Annotated in this window: 10 protein-coding genes; 6 read left to right on the top strand and 4 right to left on the bottom strand. The window is 72.0% G+C overall.

The features are described 5' to 3' along the window. The 3 genes from rsmA to C5H89_RS02405 form a co-directional block, all read left to right on the top strand. Nucleotides 1-864, top strand: an 864-nt coding sequence (gene rsmA, locus C5H89_RS02415; RefSeq protein ID WP_104105503.1) for a 16S rRNA (adenine(1518)-N(6)/adenine(1519)-N(6))-dimethyltransferase RsmA, incomplete at its 5' end; no start/stop codon positions are given. Beyond that, nucleotides 861-1,763, top strand: coding sequence for a 4-(cytidine 5'-diphospho)-2-C-methyl-D-erythritol kinase (locus tag C5H89_RS02410; protein WP_104105502.1), 903 nt, complete (start codon nt 861-863; stop codon nt 1,761-1,763). The genes rsmA and C5H89_RS02410, both read left to right, overlap by 4 nt. Continuing rightward, entirely contained in the window at nt 1,763-3,556 is a 1,794-nt protein-coding gene (locus C5H89_RS02405; RefSeq protein ID WP_104105501.1) for an ABC-F family ATP-binding cassette domain-containing protein, read from the top strand. Before C5H89_RS02410 ends, C5H89_RS02405 begins: the two co-directional genes overlap by 1 nt. A gap of 4 nt (nt 3,557-3,560) precedes the next feature. On the opposite strand, the gene C5H89_RS02400 is transcribed toward C5H89_RS02405, so the two are convergent. Continuing rightward, nucleotides 3,561-4,046, bottom strand: coding sequence for a MarR family transcriptional regulator (locus C5H89_RS02400; protein WP_101526274.1), 486 nt, complete (start codon nt 4,044-4,046; stop codon nt 3,561-3,563). 65 nt (nt 4,047-4,111) lie between these two features. Here C5H89_RS02400 and C5H89_RS02395 point away from each other — a divergent pair, with 65 nt between their 5' ends. Next, nucleotides 4,112-4,894 carry a methyltransferase domain-containing protein gene (locus C5H89_RS02395; RefSeq protein WP_104105500.1) on the top strand — a complete coding sequence of 261 codons (783 nt, stop codon included), beginning with the start codon at nt 4,112-4,114 and terminating at the stop codon, nt 4,892-4,894. Then, complete coding sequence (locus C5H89_RS02390) at nt 4,891-5,277, top strand: VOC family protein (protein ID WP_104105499.1); 387 nt, start codon at nt 4,891-4,893, stop codon at nt 5,275-5,277. The genes C5H89_RS02395 and C5H89_RS02390 overlap by 4 nt, the downstream gene beginning before the upstream one ends. Here the strand turns inward: C5H89_RS02390 and C5H89_RS02385 are convergent. After that, a complete protein-coding gene (locus tag C5H89_RS02385) occupies nt 5,274-5,918 on the bottom strand; it encodes a TetR/AcrR family transcriptional regulator (protein ID WP_104105498.1) in 645 nt (214 codons plus the stop codon). The genes C5H89_RS02390 and C5H89_RS02385 overlap by 4 nt on opposite strands. A 38-nt stretch (nt 5,919-5,956) precedes the next feature. Here C5H89_RS02385 and C5H89_RS02380 point away from each other — a divergent pair, with 38 nt between their 5' ends. Next, nucleotides 5,957-6,817, top strand: coding sequence for an aldo/keto reductase (locus C5H89_RS02380; RefSeq protein WP_104105497.1), 861 nt, complete (start codon nt 5,957-5,959; stop codon nt 6,815-6,817). A 3-nt stretch (nt 6,818-6,820) separates the two neighbouring features. On the opposite strand, the gene C5H89_RS02375 is transcribed toward C5H89_RS02380, so the two are convergent. Both C5H89_RS02375 and C5H89_RS02370 read right to left on the bottom strand, forming a co-directional pair. Further along, the gene (locus tag C5H89_RS02375) at nt 6,821-7,678 is read right to left on the bottom strand and encodes an amino acid ABC transporter permease (protein ID WP_104105496.1); all 858 of its coding nucleotides are present in this window, start codon (nt 7,676-7,678) and stop codon (nt 6,821-6,823) included. Next, the coding region (locus C5H89_RS02370; protein ID WP_240181651.1) for an amino acid ABC transporter permease at nt 7,675-8,346 on the bottom strand (672 nt) is incomplete at its 5' end. The genes C5H89_RS02370 and C5H89_RS02375, both read right to left, overlap by 4 nt.

The following is an 8,346-nucleotide window of genomic DNA, read 5'->3' as shown; positions in this document are numbered from 1 at the left end:
GCCGCGCCGAGATTGCTCGGCGCGGCGGAGGTGCGTGCGCTGGCGGCCAGGCTCGACCTGCGACCGACCAAGCAGCGGGGCCAGAACTTCGTCATCGACCCCAACACGGTGCGCCGGATCGTGCGCGACGCCCGCATCACCCCCGACGACGTGGTGGTCGAGGTGGGGCCCGGTCTGGGCTCGTTGACCCTGGCGCTGCTCGAGGTGGCCAGCCGGGTGGTGGCGGTCGAGGTCGATCCGCTGCTGGCCGGGCTGCTGCCCGAGACGATCTCCGAGTACGCCGGGGACCACGCCGACCGGTTCGAGGTGGTGCTGGCCGACGCGCTCCGGATCACCGAGCTCCCCGGGCCGCCCCCCACCGCGCTGGTGGCCAACCTGCCCTACAACGTCTCGGTGCCGGTGCTGCTGCACATGCTGGCGCTGCTGCCCAGCCTGGAGCGCGGGATGGTGATGGTCCAGGCCGAGGTGGCCGACCGGCTCGCCGCCGGTCCCGGCTCCAAGGTGTACGGCGTGCCGTCGGTGAAGGCGGCCTGGTTCGCCGACCTGCGCCGGGCCGGCTCCGTGGGCCGCAACGTGTTCTGGCCCGCCCCCAACGTGGACTCCGGGCTGGTCGCGTGGACCCGCCGCGAGCCGCCGGTGACCACCGCCACCCGCGAGCAGGTCTTCGCCGTCGTGGACGCCGCGTTCGCACAGCGACGCAAGACCCTGCGCTCCACCCTCAAGTCGATGGCCGGCTCGGCGGAGGCCGCGGAGGCCGCGCTGGTGGCCGCCGGGGTGGATCCGCAGGCGCGCGGGGAGGTGATCGGGATCGAGGAGTTCGTCCGGATCGCCGAGGAGCTGCACGTGGGGACGGACGCCCCGTGAGTGCGCCCCTGACGGTGCGAGCGGCCGCGAAGATCAACCTGCACCTCGGTGTGGGTGCGGTCCGCGATGACGGCTTCCACCCCCTCGACACCGTCTACCAGGCGGTGAGCCTCTACGACGACGTCCAGGTGGAGCCGGCGGAGGAGTGGAGCGTCAGCACCGAGCTCGCCTCCTACCTCGACGACACGGCGCTGCCGGCGGTGGGAGCCAACATCGTGGACGCGGTCGGCCGCCTGCTGGGCCGCTCCGGGAGCCCCGGGGCCAAGGTGCAGATCAGCAAGGCCATCCCGGTCGCCGGCGGCATGGCCGGCGGCTCCGCGGACGCCGCGGCCGCGATGGTCGCCCTGGACCGGCTCTGGGACCTGGAGACACCCGACGGAGAGCTGCTGGCGCTGGCCGCCGAGCTGGGCAGCGACGTGCCGTTCGCGCTGCTGGGCGGCACCGCCCGCGGAAGGGGCCGCGGTGAGGTGGTGACCCCGCTGCCCGACCACGGCAGCTACGCCTGGGTGGTGGTGCCCGACGAGCTGGGCCTGTCCACTCCAGCGGTCTACCGTCACTACGACAAGCTGTTCCCCGACGCCCCCGCCGAGCCCCGCCCGGCGAGCCGGGTGCTGGAGGCGCTCTTCCTCGGCGACAGCGGGCGACTGGCCGTGGCCATGCACAACGACCTGGAGGAGGCCGCGATCGACCTGCGCCCCGACCTCGGCGGTCTGCTGGCCCGCGGCGAGGCCGAGGGTGCGCTGCGCGGCCTGGTCTCCGGGTCCGGCCCCACCGTGGTCTTCCTGTGCGAGTCGCCGGAGTCCGCCCAGGCGGTCGCCGCGGCCCTCCAGCCCCAGCACCCTGTGACCCTTCTTGCCCATGGCCCGGTTGCCGGTGCCCACCTCGTGGAAGTCATGTGATGGCCAACCTCCTCAACCTCGAACGCGTCTCGAAGTCCTACGGCATCAGGCCGCTGCTCGACGACGTCTCGCTCGGCATCAGCGTCGGCGAACGGATCGGCATCGTGGGCCGCAACGGTGACGGCAAGACCACCCTGCTGGAGGTGATGACCGGTCTGGAGGAGCCCGACACCGGTCGCGTCTCGCGCACCAGCGGGCTGGACGTCGGCTACCTGCACCAGGGCGACGAGCTGGTGGACTCGCACTCCGTGCGCGAGGCCGTGCTCCGCGGCAAGGCCGACCACGAGTGGGCCGGCGACCCGACCGCCCGCGGCGTCGTCCGCGAGCTCCTGGTCGGGATCGACCTGGACCGCCCGGTGCTCGGACTCTCCGGTGGCGAGCGGCGCCGCTGCGCGCTGGCCGCGCTGCTGCTCGAGCAGCACGACCTGGTGGTGCTGGACGAGCCGACCAACCACCTTGACGTGGAGGCGGTGGCCTGGCTGGCGCGCCACCTGGTCACCCTGTCCTCGGCCCTGGTGGTGGTCACCCACGACCGCTGGTTCCTCGACGAGGTCTGCCAGACCACCTGGGAGGTGCACGACGGGGTGGTCGACTCCTACGAGGGCGGGTACGCCGCCTTCGTGCTGGCCAAGGCCGAGCGGCAGCGTCAGGCCTCGGCGACCGAGAGCCGCCGCCAGAACCTGGTGCGCAAGGAGCTGGCCTGGCTGCGTCGCGGCGCACCGGCCCGCACGTCCAAGCCGAAGTTCCGCATCGACGCGGCCAACACCCTCATCGAGGACGAGCCGGAGCCCCGGGACCGGCTCGAGCTGCAGCGCTTCGCGGCGCAGCGCCTCGGCAAGGACGTGCTCGACGTGGAGGACGTCGACCTGTACCGCGGCGAGCGCCAGCTGCTCTCCCACGCCACCTGGCGGCTGGGTCCCGGTGACCGGGTGGGGCTGGTCGGCGTCAACGGCGCGGGCAAGACCTCGGTCCTGGCGATGCTCGCCGGCGAGCTGAGTCCGCGCACCGGCAAGGTCAAGCAAGGGCGCACCATCGCGCTGCAGCACCTCAGCCAGCAGCTCGACGACCTCGATCCCGACGCCCGGGTGCTGCCGATGGTGGAGTCGGTGCGGCGGGTGACGAAGACCGCGGACGGCCAGGAGGTGACCGCGAGCGCGATGCTCGAGCGCTTCGGCTTCACCGGCGACCGGCTGACGACCCGCATCGGCGAGCTCTCCGGTGGCGAGCGCCGCCGGCTCCAGCTCCTGCTGCTGCTGCTCACCGAGCCCAACGTGCTGCTGCTGGACGAGCCGACCAACGACCTGGACATCGACACCCTCAACGTGCTCGAGGACTTCCTCGACGGCTGGCCCGGGACGCTGGTCGTGGTCTCGCACGACCGGTACTTCCTGGAGCGGGTCACCGACTCGGTGTGGGCGCTGCTGGGGGACGGCCAGATCTCGATGCTGCCGCGAGGGGTGGACGAGTACCTCGAGCGTCGGGAGGCGATGCTGGCGGCCGAGTCGGCCTCGTCGGCCGCGGCCGCCAAGCCGGCCTCCGCGCCCGCGGTCGAGGGTGGCCGGGCCAAGTCGGGCAGCGCCGAGGAGCGTGCGGCGCGCAAGACGCTGGCCCGGGTGGACAAGCAGCTGGCCCGGGTCGCGGAGCAGGAGGCCGCCGCCAACGCCGAGATGGCGCAGGCGCACGGGGACTACGAGCGGATGGGTCGGCTGGGGGCCCGGCTCTCCGAGCTCGCCGCCGAGCGGGAGGGCCTCGAGCTGGAGTGGCTGGAGGCGGCTGAGCTGCTCGGCCAGTAGCTCCTCAGCTGAAGGGCTTGAGCAGGCTGCGCAGCAGGCCGGCGAGCTGGTCGCGGCCGTCGTCGGTGAGGTCGCCCACCAGCTCGGCCTCCGCGGCCAGCAGCGCCTCGAACGCCCCGTCGACGGTGACCTTGCCGGCGGGGGAGAGGCGCACCAGCACCCCGCGTCGGTCCCGCGGGTCGGGCAGCCGCTCCACGAACCCCCGGGCGGCCAGTCGGTCCACCCGGTTGGTCATGGTGCCGCTGGTCACCAGGGTCTCGCGCAGCAGCCGTCCCGGGGACAGCTCGTAGGGGTCGCCGGCCCGGCGCAGAGCGGCCAGCACGTCGAACTCCCAGACCTCGATCTCGTGCGCGGTGAAGGCGTGCTTGCGGGCCAGGTCGAGGTGCCGGGCGAGCCGGCTGATCCGGCTGAAGACCTCGACCGGAGTCAGGTCGAGGTCGGGACGCTCGCGCGCCCATGCCTCCACCAGCTCGTCGACCTCGTCTCGCATGGAGACACCCTAGCGGCACATCGAGAATCTTGACATCAAGACATTCGCGGGTCCAGGGTAGGCAGATGACCTTCTCCTGGGACCCCGACCTCTACCTCGAGTACGCCGACGAGCGCGGCCGGCCCTTCGTGGACCTGCTCGCCCGGGTGGCGGCCCGGTCACCGGCCAGCGTGGTCGACCTGGGCTGCGGACCCGGCAACCTGACCCGGCTGCTGGCCCACCGGTGGCCGGACGCGGCGATCCGCGGCGTGGACTCCAGCGGGGAGATGATCCGGCGGGCACGCAGCGCGGCGGGCCCGGAGCCGATCGACTGGCAGGTCGCCGACCTGCGTGACTGGCTGGACGAGCCGCACCCGCCCGTCGACGTGCTCGTCTCGAACGCGACGCTGCAGTGGGTCCCGGACCACCTGGCTCTGGTCCCCGCCCTGGTCGGGGCCGTGTCGCCCGGCGGCTGGCTGGCGTGGCAGGTCCCGGGCAACTTCTCCGAGCCCAGCCACACGCTGCGCCGCGACCTCGCCGCCCAGCTGCCGTACGTCGAGCACACCGCGGGGGTGGCCGTGCCCCACGCGCACGACCCCGCCACCTACCTGCGTGAGCTCTCCGCCCTCGGGTGCACCGTGGACGCCTGGGAGACGACGTACCTGCACGTGCTGACCGGTCCCGACCCGGTCTTCGAGTGGGTCTCGGCCACCGGCACCCGACCCACCCTGGAGGCGCTGCCCGACGACCTCCGCCCGGCGTTCGTCGCCGAGCTCAAGGCCCGGCTGCGCGAGGCCTACCCGGAGAGCGGCCAGGGCGTGGTCATGCCGTTCCGGCGCGTCTTCGTGGTCGCGCAGGTGCCGGCATGAGGCTGCATCACGTCCAGGTCGCCTGTCCGGCCGGCGGCGAGGCGGACGCCCGGCGGTTCTGGGGAGAGGGGCTGGGGTTGACCGAGGTCGAGAAGCCGGAGCCGCTGCGCTCCCGGGGCGGCGCGTGGTTCCGAGCCCTCGACGGCTCCGGAGGAGCCGCGGCGGAGGTGCACGTCGGCGTGGAGACGCCCTTCCAGCCCGCTCGCAAGGCCCATCCCGCCCTGCTGCTGGACTCCGTCGAGGCGCTCGACGAGGCCGGGGACCGCCTGGCCCGGCTAGGGTTCGAGGTGGACCGCACCGAGCGAGACACCTTCCCCGGTCACGTCCGGCTGCACACCTTCGACGGCCACGGCAACCGGGTCGAGCTGCTCGCGTCCCGCTAGGCCGGGACGTCGTCCTCGGCCGTGCGGCTCAGGATCGGCTTCGCCGTCATGCCGGAGAGGCCGTTCCAGGCGAGGTTGACCAGGTGGGCGGCGACGACCTCCTTGGCGGGCTTGCGCTCGCCCAGCCACCACTGACCCACGGCACCGATCATGCCGACCAGCATCTGGGCATACATGGGAGCGGTGCGGGGATCGAGCTTCTGCTCCCGGAACCGCTCGCCCAGGAGGCCCTCGACGCGGGTGGCGATGTCGCCGATCAACGTCTGGTACGTCGCGTTGGAGGCGCCGATCGGGGAGTCTCGCACCAGGATCCGGAACCCGTCGGGGCTGGCCTCGATGTAGTCGAGGAGCGCGCAGACGGCGTCCTCGAGGAGCTGTCGCGAGCTGCCGCCGGCCGAGAGGGCGTCCCGCATCATGGAGAGCAGGTGGGTGACCTCGCGGTCGACCACCACGGCGTACAGACCCTCCTTGCCGCCGAAGTGCTCGTAGACCACCGGCTTGGAGACCCCGGCCTGGGTGGCGACCTCCTCGATCGCGGTCCCGTCGAACCCGCGCTCGGCGAAGAGCCCCCGGGCCACGACGATGAGCTGCTCCCGGCGCTCGGCACCGGTCATCCGGCCACGCGGTTTCTTCGAGGTCATGGCGGGAGCCTACGCGGACGGCCCCCTAGGCTCGTGGCATGACTCTTGCGCAGCGAAGCCTCGGCAACCGGACCGTCAGCGCGATCGGCCTGGGAGCGATGCCCATGTCGACCGGCGGGGAGGAGGCGGCGGGCCGCGCCAGGGCCACTATCCACGCGGCGCTGGACGCGGGGGTGACGCTGATCGACACCGCCGACTGCTACGCCCCCGACGGCACGGGGCTGGGCCACAACGAGCGGCTGGTCGCGGACGCGCTGGCCTCCTGGGACGGGGACGCCAGCGGCGTGCTGGTGGCCACGAAGGGCGGACTCCGGCGCGAGGGCAGCGACTGGCCCGTCGACGGTCGCCCGGAGTGGATCCGCGAGGCGGTCGAGGGCTCGCTGGAGCGCCTCGGAGTGGACCAGATCGCGCTCTACCAGCACCACCGCCCGGACCCGGCCGTGGACTACGCCGAGACGATCGGTGCCTTCCGGGACCTGGTGGACGCGGGCAAGGTGGCCCGGGTCGGCCTGTCCAACGCCGACCCGGCCCAGATCCGGCTGGCCAACGGCATCCTGGGCGACGCGCTGGTCTCGGTGCAGAACCAGTTCTCCCCGAGCTTCCGGTCCTCGCTGCCCGAGCTGGAGCTGTGCGCCGAGCTGGGCCTGGCCTTCCTGCCCTGGAGCCCGCTGGGCGGCATGAGCCGTGCCGGCGACCTCGGCCGGCAGCACGCCGCCTTCGCCGAGGTGGCGCGCAAGCACGACGCGACCCCGCAGCAGGTGGCACTGGCCTGGGAGCTCGCCCAGGCCGAGTGCGTGGTCCCGATCCCCGGGGCCAGCCGGCCGGAGTCGATCCGGGCCTCGGTGGAGGCCCTGCGGCTCACCCTCGACGTCTTCGACCTCGAGGCGCTGGCTGGCTGAGGATCAGATCGTCTTGGGCTCATCAGGCCCGGCCCCGACCCGCGAGACCTGCAGCATCTCCTTCTCGCCCACCAGCCGCTTCTGCACCTTGGTCGCGATCAGGGTGACGAGCAGGTTGACCAGGATGTAGAGCGCCGTGATGACGATGGCGCTGGGCACCTGGTTCTTGAACTCCAGGTAGATGGGCTTGGCGACCGCCGTGAGGCCGGGCGCGGTGATGTAGTAGCCGAGGCTGGTGTCCTTGAGCGCCACCACCATCTGGCTGATGATCGCGGGCAGCATGATCTTGACCGCCTGGGGGAGCAGCACGGTCACCATCACCTGGGTCTTGCGCATGCCGATGGCGTACGCCGCCTCCGACTGGCCCACGGGGACCGCGTTGATCCCGGCCCGGAAGACCTCGGCGAGCACCGACCCGTTGTAGAGCGTCAGCGAGATGACCACGACCCAGAAGGGGGTCACCGGCCCGTCCCCGATGGAGAGCCAGAAGAAGACGAAGACGAGCAGCAGCAGCACCGGAACGGCGCGGAAGAACTCCACCACCAGCCAGGCCGGCCACCGCACGAAGGCGTGGTCGGAGAGCTTGCCGACTCCGAAGACCAGGCCGAACACGGTGGCGAAGATGATGGAGAAGAACGCCATCTGCACCGTCTTGAGCAGGCCGTCGACGAGGATGAACCTGATGTAGTCGGGGGTGAGGAACGGCTCCCAGAACCTGTACTCCAGCTGGCCGCGGTCGTAGAGCCGCCAGATCGCGAAGGCGACCAGCGCCACCAGCGCCACCGCGCTGACGACGTTGTAGACGCGGTGCCGCGCGACCGTCTTGGGGCCTGGGGCATCGAAGAGGATGGACGCGCTCATCGGGCCACCTTGACCTTGCGCTCGACGGCGTACGAGGCGAAGGAGACCACCTCGACGATGATGATGTAGCCGATGGCGAAGGCGATGAAGATGCCGGTGCGCTGATCGGCGTTGTTGTTGGTCAGCGCGCGCATGGTCGCCACCGCCTCGGCGATGCCGAAGGCCGCGGCCACGGAGGTGTTCTTGACCAGGGCGATCTGCACGCTGGTCAGCGGCGGGATCACCGCCCGCAGGGCCTGGGGCAGCACCACCAGTCGCATCGACTGGGCGAAGGTCAGCCCGATCGCGCGCGAGGCCTCCGCCTGTCCCAGCGGCACGGCGTTGACCCCGGAGCGAAGCGCCTCGCAGACGAAGGCGGAGGTGTAGAGGGTGAGCGCGAGGACCGCGCGGAAGAAGAACGCGGAGACCTCCCAGTCTCCGATGGAGACGTTCTCGACGAACTTGAAGTTGTAGCCCAGCTTGGGCATCGCGATCGCCATGAAGATGAAGATCATCAGCAGCGGCGTGTTGCGGAAGATGGTCACGTACAGGGCCGCGGCCTTGTTGAGGATCGCGACCGGGCCCACCCGGAACACGGCCAGCAGGGTGCCCAGGACGAGCGACCCGATGCCGGCGGCGAGGAACAGCCCGATCGTCAGGCCGAAGGCCTTGAGGAACTCGTCGAAGTT

Origin of the sequence: Nocardioides sp. 616, from assembly GCF_002930065.1 — a bacterium.
Lineage (GTDB): Bacteria > Actinomycetota > Actinomycetes > Propionibacteriales > Nocardioidaceae > Nocardioides > Nocardioides houyundeii.
Note: the sequence above shows the minus strand (reverse complement) of the source record. Positions and strands in the feature narration are given on the sequence as shown.

Bases quoted from the DNA above. Each gene is read 5' to 3' on its own strand.
- C5H89_RS02390 (WP_104105499.1), top strand. From the start codon at position 4,891: ATGAGGCTGCATCACGTCCAGGTCGCCTGTCCGGCCGGCGGCGAGGCG.
- C5H89_RS02385 (WP_104105498.1), bottom strand. From the start codon at position 5,918: ATGACCTCGAAGAAACCGCGTGGCCGGATGACCGGTGCCGAGCGCCGG.
- C5H89_RS02405 (WP_104105501.1), top strand. From the start codon at position 1,763: ATGGCCAACCTCCTCAACCTCGAACGCGTCTCGAAGTCCTACGGCATC.
- C5H89_RS02375 (WP_104105496.1), bottom strand. From the start codon at position 7,678: ATGAGCGCGTCCATCCTCTTCGATGCCCCAGGCCCCAAGACGGTCGCG.
- C5H89_RS02400 (WP_101526274.1), bottom strand. From the start codon at position 4,046: ATGCGAGACGAGGTCGACGAGCTGGTGGAGGCATGGGCGCGCGAGCGT.
- C5H89_RS02380 (WP_104105497.1), top strand. From the start codon at position 5,957: ATGACTCTTGCGCAGCGAAGCCTCGGCAACCGGACCGTCAGCGCGATC.
- C5H89_RS02395 (WP_104105500.1), top strand. From the start codon at position 4,112: ATGACCTTCTCCTGGGACCCCGACCTCTACCTCGAGTACGCCGACGAG.